General features: G+C 68.3%; 21 protein-coding genes. 7 read left to right on the top strand and 14 right to left on the bottom strand.

Features of this window, described 5'->3' with window-relative positions:
- Positions 1-20: 20 nt before the first annotated feature.
- Positions 21-1,289: a cation:proton antiporter gene (locus M1L36_RS01515; protein ID WP_250871939.1), complete on the bottom strand. Its 1,269-nt coding sequence runs from the start codon at positions 1,287-1,289 to the stop codon at positions 21-23.
- 337 nt (positions 1,290-1,626) lie between these two features.
- Here M1L36_RS01515 and M1L36_RS01510 point away from each other — a divergent pair, with 337 nt between their 5' ends.
- Entirely contained in the window at positions 1,627-3,171 is a 1,545-nt protein-coding gene (locus M1L36_RS01510) for an FAD-dependent oxidoreductase (protein ID WP_250871938.1), read from the top strand.
- A gap of 30 nt (positions 3,172-3,201) precedes the next feature.
- Here the strand turns inward: M1L36_RS01510 and M1L36_RS01505 are convergent, their stop codons facing one another.
- The 4 genes from M1L36_RS01505 to M1L36_RS01490 all read right to left on the bottom strand — a co-directional run bounded on the left by M1L36_RS01505 (position 3,202) and on the right by M1L36_RS01490 (position 6,291).
- Entirely contained in the window at positions 3,202-3,747 is a 546-nt protein-coding gene (locus M1L36_RS01505; RefSeq protein WP_250871937.1) for a hypothetical protein, read from the bottom strand.
- Positions 3,748-4,023: 276 nt separating this feature from the next.
- Entirely contained in the window at positions 4,024-4,299 is a 276-nt protein-coding gene (locus tag M1L36_RS01500) for a hypothetical protein (RefSeq protein ID WP_250871936.1), read from the bottom strand.
- A gap of 96 nt (positions 4,300-4,395) precedes the next feature.
- Positions 4,396-5,538 carry an acyl-CoA dehydrogenase family protein gene (locus tag M1L36_RS01495; protein ID WP_250871935.1) on the bottom strand — a complete coding sequence of 381 codons (1,143 nt, stop codon included), beginning with the start codon at positions 5,536-5,538 and terminating at the stop codon, positions 4,396-4,398.
- A 66-nt stretch (positions 5,539-5,604) separates the two neighbouring features.
- Positions 5,605-6,291: an HAD family hydrolase gene (locus M1L36_RS01490; RefSeq protein ID WP_250871934.1), complete on the bottom strand. Its 687-nt coding sequence runs from the start codon at positions 6,289-6,291 to the stop codon at positions 5,605-5,607.
- 130 nt (positions 6,292-6,421) lie between these two features.
- Between M1L36_RS01490 and M1L36_RS01485 the strand changes: the two genes are divergently transcribed.
- The 3 genes from M1L36_RS01485 to M1L36_RS01475 all read left to right on the top strand — a co-directional run bounded on the left by M1L36_RS01485 (position 6,422) and on the right by M1L36_RS01475 (position 8,850).
- Positions 6,422-7,603 (top strand): 3-dehydroquinate synthase II, encoded by a 1,182-nt coding sequence (locus tag M1L36_RS01485; protein ID WP_250871933.1) that lies wholly within the window; start codon positions 6,422-6,424, stop codon positions 7,601-7,603.
- Between the two features lie 99 nt (positions 7,604-7,702).
- The gene (locus M1L36_RS01480; RefSeq protein WP_250871932.1) at positions 7,703-8,389 is read left to right on the top strand and encodes a DsbA family protein; all 687 of its coding nucleotides are present in this window, start codon (positions 7,703-7,705) and stop codon (positions 8,387-8,389) included.
- Entirely contained in the window at positions 8,386-8,850 is a 465-nt protein-coding gene (locus M1L36_RS01475) for a disulfide bond formation protein B (RefSeq protein WP_250871931.1), read from the top strand. The genes M1L36_RS01480 and M1L36_RS01475 overlap by 4 nt, the downstream gene beginning before the upstream one ends.
- 28 nt (positions 8,851-8,878) lie before the next feature.
- Here M1L36_RS01475 and M1L36_RS01470 read toward each other — a convergent pair whose 3' ends face one another.
- The 5 genes from M1L36_RS01470 to M1L36_RS01450 form a co-directional block, all read right to left on the bottom strand.
- Positions 8,879-9,247 carry a VOC family protein gene (locus tag M1L36_RS01470; RefSeq protein ID WP_250871930.1) on the bottom strand — a complete coding sequence of 123 codons (369 nt, stop codon included), beginning with the start codon at positions 9,245-9,247 and terminating at the stop codon, positions 8,879-8,881.
- Positions 9,248-9,362: 115 nt separating this feature from the next.
- Positions 9,363-10,193 (bottom strand): endonuclease III domain-containing protein, encoded by an 831-nt coding sequence (locus tag M1L36_RS01465; protein WP_250871929.1) that lies wholly within the window; start codon positions 10,191-10,193, stop codon positions 9,363-9,365.
- Positions 10,194-10,309: 116 nt separating this feature from the next.
- On the bottom strand, positions 10,310-11,026 hold the full coding sequence (locus M1L36_RS01460; protein ID WP_250871928.1) for a class I SAM-dependent methyltransferase: 717 nt from the start codon (positions 11,024-11,026) through the stop codon (positions 10,310-10,312).
- Positions 11,027-11,110: 84 nt separating this feature from the next.
- Positions 11,111-12,484 carry a hypothetical protein gene (locus tag M1L36_RS01455; protein WP_250871927.1) on the bottom strand — a complete coding sequence of 458 codons (1,374 nt, stop codon included), beginning with the start codon at positions 12,482-12,484 and terminating at the stop codon, positions 11,111-11,113.
- 353 nt (positions 12,485-12,837) lie between these two features.
- A complete protein-coding gene (locus tag M1L36_RS01450) occupies positions 12,838-13,254 on the bottom strand; it encodes a DUF371 domain-containing protein (RefSeq protein ID WP_250871926.1) in 417 nt (138 codons plus the stop codon).
- Between the two features lie 313 nt (positions 13,255-13,567).
- On the opposite strand from M1L36_RS01450, the gene M1L36_RS01445 reads away from it, so the two are divergent.
- A complete protein-coding gene (locus M1L36_RS01445; protein ID WP_250871925.1) occupies positions 13,568-14,458 on the top strand; it encodes a coiled-coil protein in 891 nt (296 codons plus the stop codon).
- Positions 14,459-14,669: 211 nt separating this feature from the next.
- Here the strand turns inward: M1L36_RS01445 and M1L36_RS01440 are convergent, their stop codons facing one another.
- From M1L36_RS01440 to M1L36_RS01425, 4 genes are all read right to left on the bottom strand, one after another.
- Positions 14,670-15,710: a sulfite exporter TauE/SafE family protein gene (locus M1L36_RS01440; RefSeq protein WP_250871924.1), complete on the bottom strand. Its 1,041-nt coding sequence runs from the start codon at positions 15,708-15,710 to the stop codon at positions 14,670-14,672.
- Positions 15,711-15,944: 234 nt separating this feature from the next.
- Positions 15,945-17,213 carry an amidohydrolase gene (locus M1L36_RS01435; protein WP_250871923.1) on the bottom strand — a complete coding sequence of 423 codons (1,269 nt, stop codon included), beginning with the start codon at positions 17,211-17,213 and terminating at the stop codon, positions 15,945-15,947.
- Between the two features lie 96 nt (positions 17,214-17,309).
- Positions 17,310-17,711, bottom strand: coding sequence for a hypothetical protein (locus M1L36_RS01430; RefSeq protein WP_250871922.1), 402 nt, complete (start codon positions 17,709-17,711; stop codon positions 17,310-17,312).
- A 169-nt stretch (positions 17,712-17,880) separates the two neighbouring features.
- Entirely contained in the window at positions 17,881-18,210 is a 330-nt protein-coding gene (locus tag M1L36_RS01425; protein WP_250871921.1) for an uS10/mL48 family ribosomal protein, read from the bottom strand.
- Between the two features lie 159 nt (positions 18,211-18,369).
- Between M1L36_RS01425 and M1L36_RS01420 the strand changes: the two genes are divergently transcribed.
- Together M1L36_RS01420 and M1L36_RS01415 are read left to right on the top strand one after the other, a co-directional pair.
- Positions 18,370-18,807 (top strand): bis(5'-nucleosyl)-tetraphosphatase, encoded by a 438-nt coding sequence (locus M1L36_RS01420; protein ID WP_250871920.1) that lies wholly within the window; start codon positions 18,370-18,372, stop codon positions 18,805-18,807.
- A complete protein-coding gene (locus M1L36_RS01415) occupies positions 18,807-19,862 on the top strand; it encodes a DUF5787 family protein (RefSeq protein ID WP_250871919.1) in 1,056 nt (351 codons plus the stop codon). The genes M1L36_RS01420 and M1L36_RS01415 overlap by 1 nt, the downstream gene beginning before the upstream one ends.
- Positions 19,863-20,032 lie beyond the last annotated feature (170 nt).

Below are 20,032 nucleotides of genomic sequence, written 5' to 3'. Positions count from 1 at the left end.
CGACCGCTCGCCCCGGGTGCTCACGCTTCGCCCCGTCGCGAGAGCAGTCGCATCGCCGGTGTAGCGACGACGCCGTGGACGACGAGCGAGGTGAGCACGACGAACCCCACGAGCGCCCACACGAACCGAGAAGCGACGAACGTCGTCTGTTCGAGCGCGTACGCGAGATAGTAGAACGAGCCGATGCCACGGATGCCGAAGAACGCGATGGCCGCTCGCTCGTCGACCGAGATGCCCGTTCCCAGGAGACCGATACCGCCCGCGAACGGTCGGAGGACGAACACGACGACCAGTGCGACCGCGACCGCCGGCCACGTCAGTGGGGCGAGGAGTCCGCTCGCGACCATGCCGCCGAACAGGGCGATCAGGACGGCCACGACGAGACGCTCCGTCACCTCGGCGAAGTCGTGTAGCGCCTGGTTGTACTCGTGAGAGCGCTCGCGGTGCCGGATGACCAGCGCCGCGACGAAGACGGCGACGAAGCCGTAGCCCTGGACCAGCTCCGTCGCCCCGTAGACGACGAGCGTGCCACCGAGCGCCTCGATGCCCTCGACCGTTCGGGCGAGGCGCGTCGTCGGTGCGGCTCGGAACAGGAGTTCGGCGAGCACGGTCCCGCAGACCAGGCCACCGACGACGCCGACGAGTATCTTGCCGACGACGTACGTCCCGAGCCACGTGCCGACCCAGTCGGTCCCGCCGACCCCGGACGTCGCGACGAGGACGGCGACGTAGACGAACGGGAACGCCAGTCCGTCGTTGAGGCCGGCCTCCGAGGTGAGCGCGAATCGGACCTCGTGTTCGTTGTCCCGGAGGTCGGCGGGGTCGTCGCCGACGTCCTCGCCCTCGCCGGGCGGACCGACCTGGACGTCGGACGCCAACACGGGGTCCGTCGGGGCGAGGACCGCGCCGAGCAACACCGCCGTCGCGGGAGCGAGTCCGAGGACCCACCAGCCGGCGAGCACCGCTCCGGCGATGGTGAGGGGCATCGTCACGGCCAGCAGTCGCCACGTCGTCGACCAGCTCCGGACGTCGAACGGGCGGTCGAGCTTCAGTCCCGCGCTCATCAACGAGACGACGACGACGAACTCGGACAGTCGCTCGACGACGACGCCGTTCGCTATCGGGTCGAGCGACGGCCAGCCGAGCGGCAGCGAGAACACGACGGCTCCGAAGGCGAGGTAGACGAGCGCGGGGGAGAGCGCACGTTCCGAGAGGAGTTCGGGCAGGACCGCCGCGGCGAGAACGACGACTCCCACGACGACGAGGCCGAGGAGGTAGGTCGTCGTCACCGGCGTCCCCCACCGGCCGACCGCAGTTCGGTCGACCCGACGACGGCGAGCCGGCGTGCACGCTCCAGACGGTGCTGGCGACCGGTCCGGGCGGTTCGCTGGGACTTCATGGGGACTCCTCGGCGACGGGCACGACTCCCGACGCCGTAGGAGACACGTCAGCGAAGCACGTACTCAGCGTCGAGCCTTGCCGGTGCCGGCGGGGGCGGCGACCGCGCGTGCAGCGGCCGCCGGAGGCTGCGTCCGCAGGCCGGAGCGTGAAGCCGACCCCTGCGAAACCGAGAGCGATGTACCCGCTTCGCGAACCGACGGCCGGACAGCGGCACGTCCCATCGCCATGACCGACTTCGGGAGGGCCGACGACCGGGGTGGCTCGCTCTGGCTGGAGCCACCGGACGAGGAACCGGCACCCACGCTCGAGACGGACGTCCGGACGCAGACGACGGTCGTCGGCGGCGGCGTCGCGGGCGTGACGACGGCGCTCCTCCTGGCCGAACGCGGCCGCGACGTCGTGCTCCTCGAACGCGACCGCATCGGACACGGCGTAACGGGCCACTCGACGGCGAAGGTGACGGCCCAACACGGTCTCGTCTACGACGCGCTGGAGCGACGCCACGGGGTCGAGACGACCCGCCAGTACGCCGACGCAAACCGACGCGCCGTCGAGTTCGTCGCGAACCGGGTCGAGGCGCACGGAATCGAGTGCGGGTTCCGACGGCTCCCCGCGGTCACGTACACCGATTCGGTCGCGGAGGTCGGGTCGGTCCGCGACGAGGTCGCGGCGGCCACCCGCGCCGGCCTGCCCGCGACCGCCGCCGACGACGTCCCCTTCCGGGACGCCGTGGCGGGCGTTCGGGTCGACGACCAGGCGCTCTTCGACCCACACGCGTACCTGCTCGGACTCACGAGAGCGGTCGTCGACGCCGGGGGCGAGGTGTTCGAACGGAGCCGTGTGACGGACGTCGAGACGGGGACGCGCTGTCGCGTCACGGCGAACGGGAACACTGTCGTCAGCGACGACGTCGTCCTCGCGACGCACTTCCCGCTTCTCGACAGGGTCGGGGCGTTCCTCCGGCAGTACCCGAAACAGTCGTACGTCCTCGCGCTCGAGACCGACGACCCGCCACCCGAGGCGATGTACTACCGGGCGACGGACCCGTACTTCTCGGTTCGGCCCGCCCGGGTGGACGGGGAGTCCCTGACGCTCGTCGGGGGCCAGAACCACAAGACCGGGCACGGAGCACCGACGGCCGAGCGGTACGCCGCGCTCGAAGCCGAGGCGCGAGAGCAGTTCGACGTGCAGGCGATTCCGTACCGCTGGTCGACACAGGACTACGCCTCCGCCGACGGCCTCCCGTATGTCGGGGGGCTGGCCCCGTTCTGGCCGAAACTGTACGTAGCGACGGGCTTTGGCGGCTGGGGGATGTCGAACGGCACCGCCGCGGGGGTGCTACTGGCCGACCTGCTCACCGGTCGGTCGAACCGGAACAGAGACGCGTTCGAACCGCTCCGCGCCACGCTCCGGGCCTCCGCTCCGAAACTGGCCACCGAGAACGCGGCCGTCGCCACGACGTTCGTTCGCGACTGGGTGCAGGGACTCTCGGGAGGAGACCCAGACCTGCCCGCTCCCGGCGAGGCGACGGTGGGTCGACACGGTCGGGCCGTCCTCGGCCGCTACCGGGACGAGACGGGCACCGTCCACGTCGTCGACGGCGTCTGTCCGCACATGGGCTGTCTCCTCCGCTGGAACGACGGCGAACGGACGTGGGACTGTCCCTGTCACGGGTCGCGGTTCCGACTCGACGGACGCGTCGTCGACGGGCCGGCGACCGAGGACCTCTCGTACGAGTCGTTCACGCCCGACGGCGACGCCCTGCGGTGACCCCTCGGCGACGGCCGACCGTCGGCCGACTCACGGGTCGGTCCGGTGGACCCGCGAGCCAACCCAGCCACCGAGCGCGACGCCGTAGATGAGGTGCCCCGCGTGGAACACGCTCGCTTCGTCCGGGTCGAGGCGCATGCCGACGAGGTGTCTGAGCACGACGCGCCGGCCGAACACAGAGAGGACGAGTCCGTACGCGCTTCCGGTGAGGATGCCGAACAGTTCCGGCTGGCTCGTTCGCGGGACGAATCGTCGCCAGAGAGCGCCGAACACGACGCCCGCGACGACGCCGTAGACGAGGTGCAACGCGAGGGCGGAGACGGGGTAGTCCTCGGGTGCGCCGCCGAGCCACCGACCGAGGAAGTCGGCGGTCGGCGGGAGCGACCGCGCGGTCGGTTCTCGGAACAGCGTCATCACGACCGTCGCGAGGCCCCCGCCGACGGCGCTCGTCGCGACCGTCCGCCACCGCTCCTCGACGTCGGCGGCCGTTCCGTTCGCCGTCGAGGAGTCGAAGCGGGCGGCGTCCGCACGGCTGTCGGTGGTCGGTCGGAGGTCGGTGAAGTGTTCGGTGAGCATCGTGGTGGTCTCGTCTCGGGTGTCCGCGCTGTGTGGGAAGTCGGTGGGGTCCCCGCTCCAGCAGTCCCGTGGGTTCCGTGGAGTCGACGCCGCCACACCGACACCAGAGGTGACCGGTCGTCGGGTGGAGGCGGTTCGTCGGGGCTCCTTCGCACCGGGAACGGAGACCCGGTGGACGGATGACCTCGCTGCTTGCGGGGGCACGAGACCCACCCGACGCGTCCGGACTGCCGTCACGGGGTCCGGGAGCGAGCGCGAGCGGCGAGCGGGTGGGCCTCACTCCGCTATCTTCTCGGCTATCGCCGTCGCCCGGTCGACGGCCTCACGCTCGCCGTCGACCTCGTCGACGGGAACGAGGACGCTCTGGATGGACCAGTCGTCGCCCGCTCGCCGGTGGCCGGTCCGGACCTCGCTTCCGGCGACGACCGACTCCGCGGGTGCCGTCGCCCACTCCGGCGTTCGAATCTCGTCGAACTCCTCGGGGTCACGGAACCGGACGTGGTAGAAGTTCTCGGTCGTCTCGACGACGCTGGGCTGTACGTTCTCTGCCATGGTTCGTGGTACGCCCCGGCGAGCAAGACGGAGCGCCCTGCACCTGCGGTCTTCGGGGTGACCGCCGGGCGACCCGACGAATCGACGGTCCGACGGTCACTCCGTGGGCACCGAGCGCACGGCGTCGGCGACCGTGTTGCGGTGGACGTCGTTCGGCCCGCCGGCCACGGTGAGCAGCTTCGCGTCCCGGAAGTACCGTTCGACGGGGTACTCGCTCGTGAAGCCGACGCCGCCGTGGACGTCCATCGCGTCGGAGGCGTTCTCGACGGCCGCCTCGGTGGCGTGGACCTTCGCCATGCTCGTCTGCGCGCCGGCGTCGGGGTCGCCGCGGTCGGCCGCGTCGGCCGCCCGGAGCGTCAGCAGTCGCGCGGCGTCGACCCGTCCGGCCATCGTCGCGAGTCGCCACTGCACGCCCTGGAACTCACCGATGGGCTGGTCGAACTGCTCGCGTTCGTCGGCGTAGTCGACCGCCGCGTCGAGCGCGGCGCGGGCGATGCCGACCGCACGGGCCGGGAGGTTGACGCCGCCGTGCAGTCGCCCGCGTTCGACGAGCGCCATCCCCTGCTCGCCGACCATGCGGTCGTCGGGGACGCGGAGGTCCGCGAACTCGACGCGTGCGGTCGGGACACTGTTCCCACCGATGGCGGCCCAGTCGTGGTCGACGGTGAGGTCCTCGGTCGGCACCAGGAACGCGCTGACGTTCTCGGGGGCCGCCGCTTCGGGGCCGGTCTTCGCGTAGAGGAGGGCGACGTCGGCCTCGCGGACGTTCGTCACCCACTGTTTGTGTCCCGAGACGACCCACTCGCTCCCTTCACGGACGGCGCGGGTCTCCATCGCGGCTTTGTCGCTCCCGGCGTTCGCCTCGGTGAGCGCGAGTGCGCCGACGGTGTCGAAGCGTGCCATCGACGGCAGCACGTCGCCTCGCAGGGCGTCGGAGCCGAAGCGCTCGACGACCGACGCGACCCCGAGGTGGAGCGCGAGCGCGGCCCCGACCGACATCATCCCGGCCGACAGCTCCTCGACGACGACCGCGAGTTCGACGTGGCCCTCGCCGCGGCCGCCGTACGCCTCGTCGACGGTGAGGCCGGTGACGCCGCGGTCCGCGAGCGCGTCGAGGACACCGCGGGGGTAGGTGTGGCTGTGGTCGAGCGTGGACGCGACCGGTGTGAGTTCGCTCGCGACGAACCGGCGTATCTCGTCGCGCAACTCGCGCTGGTCGTCGGTGAGACGGAACGTCATGGCAGAGAGTGACAGCCAGCAGCGACATAAAACGGGAGGGGCGTGGAGGCGGTGAGCCGTGACGGCTCAGAGCAACGCCGGGAGCTCCGCCAGCGAGTCGAGCGTGTGGTCGGGCGTCGGGTCGGGGTCGGGGACGCGGGCGCGGTCGGTCGGGAACCAGGCGGTCCGCAGACCGAGGCTCCCCGCGCCGGCGACGTCCGCGCGCAGTGAGTTGCCGACGTAGAGCGTCCGGTCGGCACTCGCGTCGAGCGCCGAAAGCGCACGCTCGAAGGGGTAGGGGTCGGGTTTCATCCCCCGTTCGGGCGTGGCGAAGACGCTCACGTCGAAACTGTCGGCGAGGTCGAGCGCGTCGAGTTTCTGGGTCTGGTTCGCGCGCCCGCCGTTGGTGACGAGGCCCACGTCGAGGCCGGCGCGGTCGGTGAGGTGGTCGAGCGCCGCGCGAGCGCCGGGGCGGTAGCGGACGTCGCGGTGGTCGAGGACCGCCGCGTACGCTCGGCCGAGGTCGGGAGCGTGCGTGCGGTCGGCGTCGACGCGGTCGGCGGCGGCGGCGAACCAGTTGGTGTAGAACCCGACGTCGGTGTCGGCGGGTGGCAGGTCGCCGAGGACGGTGTCGAAGTCGGTCGGCGACCCGTAGGGGGCGACGCCGACGCGGTCGAACGCCGCGGCGCGACGGTCGGTCGGCGAGCGGCGGTACTCACAGAGCGTGTCGTCGAGGTCGAACAGCACCGTCGAGAGGGAGGAGGACACAGTCACTCGGTGGAGCTAGCGAACTGGTCGGCAAAAGCGTTGTGCGAGTCGGCGTCGCAGGCCGAACACCTCACCGAGCCCACAGCAGACTGGCGCTTCCAGCACGTTCATTACGTCACCCGAACAGCGTGCGACCATGACACGTGCGGTCTGGCTCAAGGCGGACGACGAGGTCGGTGACTGGGACGCGCGACGACGACGCATCACGGCGGGCCTCGAAGCGGGCGTCGACTGGGTGCTCGTCGACCGCGCCGACGTCGAGAAGGTCCGAGAGTTGGGGACGGTGAACGTCGCGGCGTTCGCGGGCGACGACGTCCACGTGATGGAAGCCGAGTCCGAGCGCGCCGACGGCGGCGCGGAACCCGACGCCCTCGTCGTGGGGAAGGGTGCGGAGGGCGACGGGACGGTCGACCTCCCCGGTGACTTCTCGGGGTCGGCGGACCTGACGACGCTCCGGCGCGGGCAGGCCGACGCCTCGTTCGTCCGCATCCAGGGGAAGGGTTACGAGGCGTTCGCCGAGGCGGCCGCCAAGGCCGCCGACTACACCATCGTCGTCGGCGAGGACTGGAAGATAATCCCGCTGGAGAACCTCATCGCGCGCATCGGGAGCGAGACGACGCTCGTCGCCGGCGTCACGACCGCCGAGGAGGCCAAGACCGCCTTCGAGACGCTCGAACAGGGAGCCGACGCCGTGTTGCTCGACACCGACGACACCGACGTCATCCGCGAGACCGTCGAGTTGCGCGACGCGACCGACCGCGAGGACCTCGACCTCTCGTACGCGACGGTCACCGCCATCGAGGAGGTCGGCAGCGCCGACCGGGTCTGTGTCGACACGGGGAGCCTGTTCGAACACGACGAGGGGATGCTGGTCGGGTCGATGAGCCGAGGGCTGTTCTTCGTCCACGCCGAGACCGCCGACTCGCCGTACGTCGCCTCCCGGCCGTTCCGGGTGAACGCCGGGGCGGTCCACGCCTACGTCCGGACGCCCGACGGGTCGACGAAGTACCTCGCCGAACTCAAGTCGGGCGACGAGGTGCAGGTCGTCGCCGCCGACGGATCGACCCGCGAGGCCATCGTCGGCCGCTCGAAGATCGAACGCCGCCCGATGTTCCGCGTGCAGGCCGAACTCGACACAGGCGAGGGGAGCGACGTCGTCGAGACGCTGCTCCAGAACGCCGAGACCATCAAGGTCGCCACCCGCGAGGGCCGCAAGGCCGTCACCGACCTCCGGGAGGGCGACGAGGTGCTCGTCTACTACGAGACCGGCGGTCGGCACTTCGGGGAGACCGTCGACGAGTCCATCATCGAGCGCTGAGCGCCGGACGGCCGACCGGAGCCGACCGCCACGGCGACCTGGTGTGTGTTCGAGTCACACACCACAACATTCATTCTCGTGAATCGGATACGTTCCCCAATGACCTCCTCTCGGCGGCGGTTCCTGCTCGCGGGCGGGACCATCGCGGCGGCGGGACTGGCAGGGTGTCTCGCGGACGGTAGCAGTGACCTCCCCGACGACGTACCGGACACGGCCGTCACGAACGCGCCGATTCCGGACTCGCCCGGCGACTACGACTACGAGACGATGGGCAGCGGTGACAGGCCGACCGTCGTCTACTACGGTGACTGGAAGTGCCCCCACTGTGCGACGTTCTCGACGGGCGCGCTGAACGAACTCGTCGGCGACTACGTCCAGTCGGGTGACCTCGACCTCCGATTCCGGGCGTGGAACATCTTCGGTAACGACGACGTCCGGGCCGCACGCGCGGGGCTGGCCGTCTGGAACGTCGACCCCCAGCACTACTGGACGTTCCACGAGTACGTGATGGAGAACCAGGGCGAGTCGAGTCGAGAGTGGGCGACGACCGACTGGCTGACGACGGCCGCCGAGAAGGTCGGCGTCAGCGACGTCGACGCCGTCCGCTCGCAGATAGAGGACGACGAGTACACACGGCTCATGAGCCGTACCGCGACCGACGCGACGAACGCCGGCTACCGGGGGACGCCCACACTCGTCGTCGACGGCCAGGTGGTCAAAGCGTACGAGGGCGATAGCCTCCCGCAGGCGACCCGGAACGCCCTCGACCAGTTCGCCTCCCGATGAGCACGCGGTCGGGGGGTGTCGCGGGCAGCCTCACCGCCCGCGCGTGGCTCGCCGTGGGGGCGCTCGTCGCGCTCGTCGCCACCGCAGGGAGCCTGACGTTCAGTCTCGGCTACGGCTACATCCCGTGTGACCTCTGTTGGTACCAGCGCATCCTGATGTACCCGCTGGTGGTCGTGCTCGGCGTCGCGGCCTACGAGGACCGCCCCGGCGTCTACCGGACCGTCCTCCCGCTCGCGCTCGGCGGCACCGTCGTCGCCGGCTACCACTCGGTCATCCAGCGGACCGGGAGCGACGTCTGTGGCTTCGGCGGCGGCTGTACGGCCATCCAGTGGCAGTTGCCGGGTCTCGGCCTGTCGATTCCGAACCTCTCGTTGCTCGCCTTCCTCCTGATCCTCGGGAGCCTCGTCGGCGCGCTGCGGCTGTCGACGGCGAGCACGAGAACGACGACGGTCTCCGGGTAGTCACGGGGGCGGGTCGCCGTCGGACGACTCAACCCGCCAGTTCTTCGAGCAGTTCGACGACGTGGCCGTCGGGGTCCTCCACGAACGCGACTCGCGCACCCGCGACGTCGACGTCCATCGGTCCGTTCACGAGTCCACCGTGTTCGATGCGGTCGAGTTCGTCGTCCACCGAGTCGACACCCAGCGAGAGGTGGTCCCAGGCGTTACCCGTGTCGAGTGTCTCGATTTCGGGGTGCTCTCTGAGTTGGAGTTCGATGCCGTTGTCGTCGGCGACGAAGCGGTTCTCGACGCCGCCGAGGTCCAGCGACCGCGACCGTTCGAACCCGAACTGCTCGTAGAACGACTCGCTGGCGTCGACGTCCGCGACGTTCAAGCAGAGGTGTAACACTGGTGCCATATCCGACGTCGTCCGACGGAGGAGATAAACACTGCTACACCGTCACACAGCCGCGATCGTCCGTCTGCCGGAACCGTCCCGTCGCACCCGCCGGCGACCCCGCTGCGCTCCGTTCTCAGTCGTCGCTCGGCGCGTCGGCGGGGTCGACGACCTCGTCGGTCGCCGGGTAGACGCCGACCTGGTCACAGAGGTCGGCCATCGGACACGCCTCGGGGTCGTCGAGACAGGCGGGGCTCCGGGCCGAGCAGTACTCGCGGCCGAACTGGATGCTCGCGGTGTGACCGAACCCGCACTTCTCGGCCGGGAGTTCGGCTTCGAGCACCTGTCGAACGCGCTCGTGGTCGGCGTCGGCGGGCGCGATGCCCATGCGCCGGTAGATGCGGTGGACGTGGGTGTCGACGGGGAAGACGCCGCCGCGACCGCCTGCGAACAGGAGGACGCAGTCGGCGGTCTTCGGCCCGACGCCCTTCATGTCGAGCAGCGCGTCGCGGACCTCGTCGTACGGTTGTTCGCGGACGAACGCGTCGAAGGCGTCCGCCGAACCGTACTCCTCGACGATGCGCGATGCGATGCGGACGATGGTCTCGGACTTCTGGTTGTACAGCCCCGCCGAGGAGATGGTCTCGGCCAACTCATCTCGGTCGGCCTCGGCCAGCGAGACCGCGAGGTCGGCGTCCCGGTGGGCGTCCCCACCCGAGCCGTACCGACCCATCAACTCGTCGTGCGCCGGCTGTGAGGCCTTGTCGCTCGTGTTCTGTGAGAGGATGGTCCGGACGAGACACTCGAAGGCGTCCTGTCCGCCGTAGGTCTTTTGCCAGTAGAGGTCGCCGAGACGGTCGACGACGGCTTCCGCACGGGAGGTGCCGTCGCCCGGGTCGAACTCGGAGAAGCGCCCACCGCCCGCCGTTCCGCCGCTGATGTTCTCGGCGGGTTCGTCCTCGGCCATACCCGAGAGACGGGCGGCGCGCGGAAAACCCGTCGCGTCACCGTGTCGATTGCCGGTGTCGCCGACGGGCCACGACGCGGCGTCGCTCGACGTGACCGCGCTCGGTACGACGGCGTTCAGCACTCGCGCTCGAAGACGAACTGCATCCGGGGAGTCTCCGGCGTCGGCGACTCGGCCTCGTCGAAGTCCGAACACGCATCGACCGTCCGGAGGCCCACGTCGTCGGCCAGCGTACGGAGGTCGTCCGGGGCGAACAGCTGCCACTCGAAGCGGTCGTCGGGCGCGTCGTCGTCGTATTCGAGACGGACCGACAGTCGGTCACCGGCCATCGTCTTGGTCTCGGTGACGCCGACGCCGTCGATCTGGAACGTCCGCGTCCCCGTGTGCGCCTCGAAGAACTCGCGGTGGTAGACGTCGAGGACGAGACGACCGGCGGGACGGAGCCGTCGTGCGAGCGCGGCCAGGACGGCCCGGTTGGTCGGCGCGTCGAAGTACCCGAAGCTCTGCCAGAGGCAGACGGCGGCGTCGAACGACCGCTCTGGAAAGGGGAGCGCACGCACGTCGCCACGGACGAACCGTGCGTCGCTGGCTCCCGCTCGGGCGGTCGTGAGCGCCACCGGACTGCGGTCGAACCCGACGACGGTGTGACAGCGCTCGGCGAGGGCGTGTGCGTGTCGCCCCGTGCCACAACAGCAGTCGAGGAGGCGGCACTCGGCGGGGACGACCGAGTCGACGAACGCGGCCTCGCGGGCCGTCCGCTCGTCGTCGATGGGGTGGGCGAACCGGTCGAACCAGTCGGCGGCGTAGTCGACGGTCGGCGTCGTGGAGGTCACTGGGTGGTCGACTCGTCGTTCCAAGAAAGTGGTTCCGGCACCGGTCGCGCGTCGGTCCGAGGGGTGTCCCCAAGACGGGGACGGTCAGTCGCGACGAGCGACGAGCGCGAAGCCGAGGCCCGCACTGACGAACAGCGCGAGGACGGGTTGGAGTCCGTCGAACGTCGCGCCGAGCGCGCTGGCGTCACTGGTCTCCTCGGGTGGCAGGTCGACCGTGACGGTGTACGTACCGGGGCCGTACGTATCGGTCGTCCCGTCGAACAGTCGCTGGACCTCGTCGCGGTCGAACGAGCCGTCGGCCTTCTCGTAGCTGGCGAGGCTGAGCGTCAGTTCACAGTCCTCCTCGACGGTGAACGTGACCGTCGCCTGGCCGTCTTCGACCTGGCCGACGTGAGCGACGTCCAGACACGAACCGACGTCCGAACTCGGCGTGGACGACTCGGTGCGGGTCAGTCCGTCCTCGGAGTTGCCGTGGGCGAACGTGATGAGCCGGTTCTCGTCGCTGTAGAACCCGGCCTCCGGACCGAGTTCGGGTTTCGGCTCACCGACGACGAAGTCCACCTGGTAGAACGCGACCGAAGGTGGCGCTTCGGTCTCCGGTTGCTCCGTTGGCTGTTCGGTCGGTGCCTCGGTGGGCGGAGCCTCCGTGGGCTGTTCGGTCTTCGGCTGCTGTGTCGTGGGTTCCTGCGTGGTTGGCTTGGTCGTCGTGGGTTCTTGCGTGGTTGGCTTGGTCGTCGTGGGTTCTTGCGTGGTTGGCTTGGTCGTTGTTGGCTTGGTCGTCGTGGGTTCCTGCGTGGTTGGCTTGGTCGTCGTGGGCTTGGTCGTCGTGGGCTTCGTCGTTGTTGGCTGCTGTGTCGTCGGTTGTGTCGTCGTGGGTTCCTGCGTGGTTGGCTGCGTCGTCGTTGGCTCTGTTGTCGTCGGTTCCTGTGTGGTCGGTTCTTGCGTCGTGGGTTCCTGCGTGGTCGGCTCTTGGGTCGTCTGCTCGTTGACGCCACAGAAGACGACGTTGCTAATTTCGTACGGCTGGTCGTTGTTGTCGTTTATCGTCGTGGAAAGGTCGTCGCCGGACGTCACTCCGTCGGGGGTGTAATCGTAGGTGTTGACGGACTCCGGACCGTCGTTGCCGCCACCTCCCTTGATACGGACGAACCCGACGTTCGACCCCGACGTCACCTGGAAGTCGAAGCCGTACATCTCTGAGCCACCCTCCTTGAACTGCTGGTCGGTGAACTCGATGGTCGTCCCGTCGAACGTCACCGTCTCACCGCTCTCGTCGATGTCGTCAGTACCTTCGATTTTGCCGAGTGGTGGAAGACCCTGTTCTGAACAGATTGCTTCGGCGGACTGGCCGCCGTTGCCGTTGTCTTGGGCCAGAATCGACGGTGCAGCGACCGCCGTCACCGACCCCACCATAATCGCCGCGAGGACGATGCTCAACGCTGCTCGTTTCGTTATCATGGTGCCCGCCACGTCGAATCACTCGTTCGCGTCGATTCGTCTGCAACTCTCGCCGATATTTTATCTGACATCTCATTTGGATGCGATGAGAAGTGACAAGTCAGTAGCTTATGAGACCATGAGAGTTGCCGTAGAAACGAACACCCATAGGTTCAATGACGAACACTCTCACCCCCATCACATTCGATTCTAGAGGTGATATCACGGCGAATCAGAGGAGAAACGAACAGCGATAGCCGAACTTCCTCGTCACCCCACACTGCCGACGGGGCGGTGATTCCTCTCCGCCCGACGATATTTCCTGACATTATCCTTACTGTAATAATCGGTCGCCGTTCGGGGTCGCGACCCGGTCACTCGACGCGGAGCGTGACCGTGAGGTCCGCACCGGCTTCGAGCGCCGCGACGAGGTCGCGGTCGAGGTCGTCGGCAGCGCCGTCCGCGCCCACCATGACGGTTCGGTCGTCGACGTATGCGCTCGTTCGGAACACCATCGAGCGCTCGCCCTCGAAGGTGAGGTCCGGGTCGCCGCGGCCGTTGACGGTCGCCGTGGTGTCGTCGGCCCGGAACTCCGCGGTGAGGAGTGCGGCCTCGTCCTGGCACGCTTCGACGAACGCACCGGGGAGGTCGGCGGGCGTGGTGTCGGCCTCGACGCCGACGATGCAGTCGCCGGCGGGCGTGAGCCAGTCGTCGGTCGTCAGTTCGAGGGTACTCTCGTGCGTCGCACGCACGTGCTCGTGGCCGGTCGCGTGGACGGTCACCTCGTGCATACGCCGACTGGCCGCCCCGGACACTTGAGCGAGTCGCTCCGGAGTCGCCGAGCGACCGTTACTTAAATACTCCCGTGTGTGATAGCCAATCGTGACAAGGCTTGACGAGGGCGCTGGCAGGGGTTTCGAGCGGATTGGTGGGGTGAAAATTGGAAAAGGTTTAAGTACGAGCTTCCGGTATGGATTACTACCAGAACGCCTCCGGCGTCATGGTGGATTGCACGGCGAACAGAATGACAGGAGACCCTGCTTATCGGCCGGCTAGTACTCCCGTGAGCCACCTCGCTGGAGCGGTAATGGATAGTGAATAACCATGGCAGAGACTATTGACGAATCCAAGAACGTAGAACTCACAGACGACGACCTCGAAAACAAATCCAAAGGCGGCCTCATCAAGATGGCCGGGATGCTTCGAGACCGACGCAACGAGCTCAATCAGATGGCGTCGGAGCGCGCGTCGAAACGTGACGAGCTCAACGCGAAGACCCGCGAGAAGGTCGACGAGGCCCAGCAACACCGCGAGAAGCGCGACGAGCTCAACGAGCAGGTTCAGGAGCACAAAGAACAGCGCAACGAGCTGAACGCGCAGGCCAACGAACTGTTCTCGGAGGTCGACGACGCGAAGTCAGACCTCGACCTCGACGACGGCAAGAGCATGGAGCAGCTCAAAGAGGAGATCGAGCAGCTCGAATTCCGCCAGCAGACCGAGGTCCTCTCGACGGAAGACGAGCGCGAGCTCATCGAGAAGATCGAGAACAAGCGCGACCAGTACCAGGAGCGCAAGTCGAAGCTCGACGACACCGACGGCATCGACGAGGTCAAGGCCGAGGCCCAGGAGGTCCGCGCCGAAGCGTCCAAGCACCACCAGAAGGTGACGGAGCTCGCCGACGAGGCCCAGGAGCACCACAACCAGATGATCGAGGCCTACCGCGAGGCCGACGACATCCGTGACGAGGCCGACGAGTGGCACGAGAAGTTCGTCGACGCCCAGGAAGCCGCCGACCGCCACCACGAGGACTTCGTCCGCGTCCAGAAGCGCCTGCGCGAGATGGACAAGGCCGAGGAGGAGGAGCGCAAGGACGAGCGCGCCGCCAAGCGCGAGGAGGCCAAGGAGGAGGCCGAGGAGATCTACCAGAAGTTCAAGGAAGGCGAGACCCTCGACACCGAGGACCTCATGAAGCTCCAGAAGTCGGGGCTGCTCTGAAGACCTAGCAGGGTCACTTTACCCGTTCTGCGTTCTTGCGTTTCCGACTCGACGACCGACCCGACAGTGGCTGCTGTAGGCGTGGTTCTCCGGGCCGAATCGACGACCAGTAGCGACTGCGGTCGCGGGTCGACGTAGTGCTCCTGCGTGCTCCACATCGGACGACACCGGAGCGGGACCGACGTCGCATCGAGACCAAACATCACGGCACTCAGACGCGCAGACCGAACGTCAGACCGAGCAGGCCGATGACGAACGCGTACAGTGGGATGACGTAGCGCCAGACGCGGTTCGGCACGACGCGGACGAGGTATGGGGCCGCCACTGCGGCGAGGAAGCCGGCCGTGAACACCGACGGGAGCAACACGAGGTCGACTGCGACACCCTGTGTCGAGAGCGCGACGAACGTGAGGACGCCGACCACCGAGACGATGCTCTCGGCGAGCGATGCGATGGCGGTCGCACTCTTCTCGTAGACGCCCGAGAGAATCTGTCCGAGGGTGACGACGGGACCGTACCCGCCACCACCGATGCCTTTGTTGAGGCCAGCGATGACCGCGAACCCGACGATGCGCCGTGGCCGGTACTCGATAGTCGTCACACGCCGGGCTCGGAGCAGTCCGATAGCCCCCATGACGAGGACGAGGACGGCGACGTACGTCTCGATGTAGACGTCGGGGAGCGTGAGTGCAAAGTACGTCAACACGATGGAGACGATGCTCGCGACCGACCCCACCCCGCCGAGTAACAGCATCATCCGCGTGGCATCGTTCAGCGGTCGGAACGAGAACGAGGTGTTCTTCAGTTCGTGGTGGACGCCACCGGAGATGAGACCCGTCACCGCCTCTGAGACGAGCAACACCGGCGTCACCTGCAGCGGGTCGTACCCCAACAGGAACAAGACGGGTGCGAGCGCCGTCCCGAAGCCCATCCCCGCCGCGGAGTCCATCAGTTCGAAGGTGAACGCCAGGGCGATGACGGTGGGGACCAGCGGTAACAGGACGGCTTCGGTACTCGGGCCCAACAGGAGGGTCATCGACGCGAGACCAGCGAGGTAGACGGCACCGAGGTATCCCAGTCGTCGAACCGTCGAACGCGGGAGACGCATCCGTTCGGTCGGTGTCTGGGCCCGGTCGAGCCGCTGGGCCTCAGCACCGATTCGAGCCGGGTCGACGTCCACCAGTTCGGTCTCTAACTCGACGATACGTTGTTCGGCGACGCCGACGTCTTCGATGATCCGCTCCCCGTCCATCACCACTCACCGCTCCGACCGCCTCGGTCGTTTGACCGGTCCGCCCGGAGTAGCATCGGTAGGGAGTGTGTCGTTATCTCCCTTCTGTACAACCGCCACAGAACGCTGAGTTCATCGGAATATCGAGTCTACTCACGGACCCGTCCGATTGGACACCACCCTGTTCGAGCGGGGGGCGGTGCGGGGCCGACCTACAGTCGAGAGTGTGAGAACGGGGGCTGTGGAGCGGACCGCTCAGTGCTCGGCCGCGAGTCGCAGGATGGACTCCGAGAGCACGGAGACGCCGATGGGCAGGGAGTCCTCGTCGACGTCGAACGTCGCGGTGTGGTGGCCGCCGGGGTGGTCGGTGCCGATGCCGACGTAACACGCCTTCCCACCGTTGTCCTGGACGCGCTGCATCAGGTAGGTGGCGTCCTCGCTGCCGCCGAGCGCGTCGGTCCGCAATACGGAGTCGACGCCCTCGACGCCGCCCGCGACCGACTCGACGACGTCGACGATGGCGTCGTCGCTGACCGCACTCGGCGCGCCGCCCACGGTGTCGACGTCGACGTCACAGGCGTGCATGTCCGCCGCCGCTTCGAGGACGCGCTCGGCACGGTCACGCATGTACTCCATCAGTTCGGTCGTCTCGCCGCGGACCTCGCCCTCGACGTAAGCCTCCTCGGGGATGATGTTGGTCGCCGACCCGCCGCGGATGACGCCCGCGTTGACCGTCGTGCGGCCGTCCTGGTGGCGCGGGATGGCGTAGAGGTTGGTGACCGCCGCCGCGAGCGCCTGGTTCGCGTTGCGACCGTCGCCGGGGTTCGCCCCCGCGTGGGCCGGTTCGCCCGTGAACGTCGCCTCGAAGTGGTGGACCGCCAGGAAACCGTTGATGCCCGCGACCACCTCGCCCGTCGGGTGGTCGAGACCGACGTGAGCGGCCAGCAGGTAGTCACAGTCGTCGAGTAGCCCGGACTCTGCGACGGGTTTGCCACCACCGACGACCTCCTCGGCTGGCTGGAAGACGACCTTCAGCGTCCCCGAGAAGTCGCTCGCTTTGATGGCCTCAATCACCCCGAGACCGAACGTGACGTGGGCGTCGTGGCCACAGGCGTGCATCGCGTCGGTCTCGGCGCGGAACCCCTCGGCGGTAGGGGTGTGGTCAGCGTCCTCGGACTCGGCGCGCGGGAGGCCGTCGATGTCAACGCGGAGGCCGACCGTGGGTCCCTCGCCCATCTCCAGGACGGCGAGCGCACCGGTGTAGCCGCCGGCGAGACGGTCGAGAAGGTCGTCGTCGACGCCGGCGGCGCGGGCGTCGTCGAGCCAGCGCTGGAGGTCGGCCTCTTCGGGCAGACTCATGCGTTCGCCGGCGAGGATGTCCGACCCGACGTACAGGTCGTCGACGCCGATGCGCTCCAGTTCCTCGACGATGCGAGCGGTCGTCCGGAACTCCCGCCAAGCGGGTTCGGGGAAGCGGTGGAACTCACGGCGAAGCGACACGAGACGGTCACGGTCGACACTCATACCCAACGACTCACACCCCCCGGGCTTAGTTTGCGCGGACGTTTTGGGTGTCACGGCCGACACAACCGTCAATCGGCTGCAGGATTTCGAGGCCCCTCAGTCGTCGGCGGGACAGCCCGCCGGGTTCTGCCAGCCGGTCGTCGTCTCCGCTTCGTCGGCCACGACGACGACGGCCGTGTGTTTCGGGAGCCGTGCGTCGAATCGGACGTGGAGGGCGAACCGTCGGTCACGCTCGTCGAGGTGGTGGGCCGACGACTCGTCGCGAGGCAGTCGTTCGAACCGAAGGTGCAACACGTCGTCCTCGACGGTGACGTCGGTCGGCATCGTGCGCTGGCCCGCACCGTTCGTGAACTGCTCGCCGGTGACGACGACCGTTCGGGCCACGGGGTCGTACGTCGTCCAGACGGGGACGTCGGCGGGCGGGGTGGCGTCGACACCGTGCTCGCCGACCGGGGCGTACGACCACGACGCGATTCGAGGTTCGGTCTCGGAGGACACTCGTAGGGGGACGAAGGTCGACGGAGGATATGAACGTCTGTTACCCCGCGTGGAGTAACAGTGGAGCCACGACGACTCGTGCGGGCCGACCGCGAGTCGGCCCGTCGGTGTAGTGAGAGGGCGATACGGCGAGGGGTGGTGTGTGGCGACGAGAGCGTGACGGCGAGCGTCAGGCGCGGCCCGCGCCCGAGACCTGCTCGACGTCGACTTCGATGTGGACGCCCTCGGGGAAGTCCCGCCCGGCTGCCGCGCGGGCGAACTCGTCGTGTCCGACGATGCGCATCCGGCGGGTGTACACCGAGAACGACCAGTCGGCGAAGCGTCGTCCCTCCGGACCGAGGCGTTTGGGCTGGGGGGCGACGTAGCGCTCGGGTGGCGGTGTCTGTGGACCTTTTATCTCGACTCCCTTGCGTTCCGCCGACTCCTTGATGTCTGTGACCACGTCCTCCAGGGCGGGGCGGTCCCCGCTGGAGAGAGAGAGCGTCGTGACGAACGGCATACCCCAACGGTCTGCGGCGACGGCCAAAAGCGCATTCATCCCGGGTCGCTGAAGTCGCGAGATGCGAACGAGCGGCACACAGACCGCTCGGAACGCCAGACCGGACGGCGACGAGCCCATGGCGATATTCTCTTAAGTGGTGATACAGTATCCAGAGCCATGATAGAGGCCACGAGCTCCGGAGCAATCCTGTTCCGCGATACGCGTGGCCGTCGCGAGTACCTCCTGCTCAAGTCCCGCACGGGGGACTGGGAGTTCCCCAAGGGTGGCGTCGAAGGGGAGGAGGAGCTACAGCAGACGGCGATACGTGAGGTCGCGGAGGAAGCGGGAATCGAGGAACTCAGACTCATCGACGGGTTCCGCGAGGATTACGACTACATCTTCGAGGCGAACGGGAACACCATCCACAAGACGGTCCACCTGTTCATCGCGGAGTCGTTCGAGGCGAGCGCCGAACTGTCGCGCGAACACCGCGACCTGCAGTGGCGTGACTACGAACAGGCCGTCAACACCATCACGCAGGACGGCCCGCGCGAGATACTGGAACAGGCCGACGAGTTCCTCGAGAACGGCGGCCTCGAGAACCACGGCGGCTGATGACACGCCCGGAGTTCACCTTCGAACTCCGCGTCTGTCAGTGGGCCGAGCGCGAGTGGTCGCCCGCGACCACCGCGACGGCCGAGAGCGACAGCGCCGTCTTCGTCGCCCGCCAGCTCGGCACGCGCGGGCGACGCTGGGACACCCTCGTCTTCGAGTGTGACCCCGAGGGGCTGGCCGCCCGGAGCGTCTTCGGCACCGAGCGTCTCGACTCTGACCTCCTGCACGTCGTCCGCAACGCCCCCCGCGAGTGGACGTACTACCGCGACGCGCTGCCCGACCCCGGCTACCCGTGGCGCTACGTCCGGGAGTCCATCCACGAGGCGACCGACCGCGGTATCCTCGACCAGCGTCGCGCGGGCAACCGCATCGAGATCCGTCGCAAGTGGCACTACCCCGACTGGCTGCGACGCATCGTCGCCATCGAGAACAAACCCGACCTCGACGCGAGCGCGGCCCGCGTGCTCGGCGACCAACTCGAACGGGACGTCGCGCTCGCGCTCGCCGACGAGGTGTGGGTCGCGACGCGCGCCGTCGGCGAGGAGTCGGGCGGGGTCGAACCCGCGCTGCTCGAACGCCTGCCCGTCGAGACGGGCATCCTCGCCGTGCGGACCGACGACGGGCCGACCAGTGCCGAGGTGGCGTGGCACCCGAGTTCGCTCGCCGTCGACGACCCCGGCACGCGCATCCTCGAACGGCCCGACGGCGGCGACCACGACGAGTCGGCCGCGCGCTTCGAGTACGCCGACCCCGAGTGGAAACACGCCAAGCGCCTCGAAATCGCCGAGCGCGCCTACGAGCGCGGCTGGCGGTCGTACGTCGACACGATGCGTCCGGACTGTCGGTCCTTCGAGTTGCGCGACGACGGCGACACGCTCCCGTGGTGTGCCGCGAAGGGCCACAGTCCGACCGCCCGCGAGTGCTCGGGGGCTTGTCCGGAGTTCGGCCCCGAGCCGCCTCGGTGGCGGACTCACGGGTGGCCCATCGAAGGCGGGCCGGGGAAGGGGCTCAAGCGACTGCTCGAACGACAGCGAGCTCGGCGACGTGACCCGTAGCGAACCCGGGCCCAGAGCGTCGGGGTCGAGCGGGCGGTCGCTCGAACGACTTTCCCTCCAGCGAACAACCGCGCACCGTCAACTCCGTCCAGCAGGCCGTTCGACATCCTCCCACGACTGAAGTCGTGGGCTCTCTCCTTGCTTTCGTGTAATCGCCGTTCGACACCGGG

The organism is Halomarina rubra, assembly GCF_023699475.1.
GTDB lineage: Archaea > Halobacteriota > Halobacteria > Halobacteriales > Haloarculaceae > Halomarina > Halomarina rubra.
This window is presented reverse-complemented; position numbering and strand designations above follow the sequence as displayed.